Consider the following 265-nt stretch of genomic DNA (forward strand, 5'->3'; position numbering starts at 1 on the left):
GCGAATTATCGTCCAGGCGCCGTATGGCGTCGGCTCTCCGTCAATCCCACGGCACGTTCTGGGGAGCGATAAAGGTGGGGGCTATGAATGGCGGGCATCGCAGCTGTCGGGAGGGAAGAACGGGATTTTTGCACTGAATCTTGATGCGAGCGGTGCGATCACACGTTTGACTACCGTCTATGACGGACGGGTAGTGCAGTCCGCAGTCCTTCAATCTCTCGCGATGCTTGGTGTGGAACCCTAAGGGTTGTTTGGCGCGTCGACG

1 pseudogene is annotated in these 265 nt (G+C 58.1%); it reads left to right on the top strand.

What is annotated here, in order from left to right:
- Window positions 1-244: pseudogene (locus SB772_RS41880) on the top strand (hypothetical protein); the annotation flags it as partial.
- Between the last annotated feature and the right edge of the window lie 21 nt (window positions 245-265).

Source organism: Paraburkholderia sp. SIMBA_030 (assembly GCF_046535245.1).
Classification (GTDB): domain Bacteria; phylum Pseudomonadota; class Gammaproteobacteria; order Burkholderiales; family Burkholderiaceae; genus Paraburkholderia.